General features: G+C 23.6%; 2 protein-coding genes. Both read right to left on the bottom strand.

Going from position 1 to position 1,012, the window contains the following annotated elements; all coding sequences use genetic code 11:
• Nucleotides 1-244: 244 nt before the first annotated feature.
• On the bottom strand, nucleotides 245-757 hold the full coding sequence (locus Q0370_RS11470) for a hypothetical protein (protein WP_299575849.1): 513 nt from the start codon (nucleotides 755-757) through the stop codon (nucleotides 245-247).
• A 56-nt stretch (nucleotides 758-813) separates the two neighbouring features.
• Nucleotides 814-1,012 (bottom strand): hypothetical protein (locus tag Q0370_RS11465; RefSeq protein ID WP_299575847.1); only part of this gene is annotated, 199 nt, incomplete at its 5' end.

The following is a 1,012-nucleotide window of genomic DNA, read 5'->3' as shown; positions in this document are numbered from 1 at the left end:
CCTACCTTTCTTTTCATACTTATATTGTTCATCATAAAAACATCTTCTGAAAATTCCATAAAATATATACCAAATTCTTTTCCATCATCTATTTTTTTTTTACCCTTAACCATCTTTCATAAAAATCCGCTTTTATTTTCTGTATTATAAATTTTTCCATTTTTATGCTCCTATCTTTCAATTTATTTTGCTGGAACTTTAAAAGGCATCATAGATTGTATTTTTCCATCATACATTATTACTTTTACATCTTTTTTGAGTTCTTAATAACTTTAAAATCGTCTATTTTTAATTCTCCTTCTACATAAATCATATCACCTTTATTATAGCTTACCCTACTTTCAAAATCTATTAATATTTTTCTGTCAGAAATATCTGATTTTACATATATAGAATATTCATCTATTACTCTATATACTTCTACTATCGCTTCAATATAAGATGAATTTTTTATAGGTTGTTCATATGATATTTTATTAGATTTATTAACCAATGATTTAAAATGAAAAGAACGTGAGCTTTGTCCATTTTTTTTATCGTTTATTTTTATGCTTTCACATACAAAAACAATTAACAATCTTCCTTCTAATATATCTCCTTTTTTTATATCTTTCATATTTTCAAAGGTTTCTACATAATCTTCCATATCTGATAAAAAATACATCTTTAATTTTTTATTATCTGATGTATCTTTTACTAATACAAATCTTTCAATTCCGTCGACTTTAAGAATTTTTTCTACTAAATATTTTTTCATAAAATTCCTCTTTAAAATTTTTTTTATTTTTTTTGAAGCATATTTTCTATTCTTAGTTATTTCAAAAAATATTTTTTACTACTTGGCATCATTGTTTGGATTTTTTTATCTTTAACTATAACTCCCTCTTTAGCTTTATTAGCTCCATCAATGTAATAATATGTTTTTTCATTTACTTCTCTTACATTCCCATTTTTCTGAGCTTCTTTTATTACTCTTTCTGCCTGTTCAGTAAAGTTCTTAAATCCTTCCGGT

The organism is uncultured Leptotrichia sp. (genome assembly GCF_938036635.1).
GTDB classification, from domain to species: domain Bacteria; phylum Fusobacteriota; class Fusobacteriia; order Fusobacteriales; family Leptotrichiaceae; genus Leptotrichia; species Leptotrichia hongkongensis.
The sequence above is the reverse complement of the archived record's forward strand: the minus strand, read 5'-3'. Positions and strand labels throughout refer to the sequence as shown.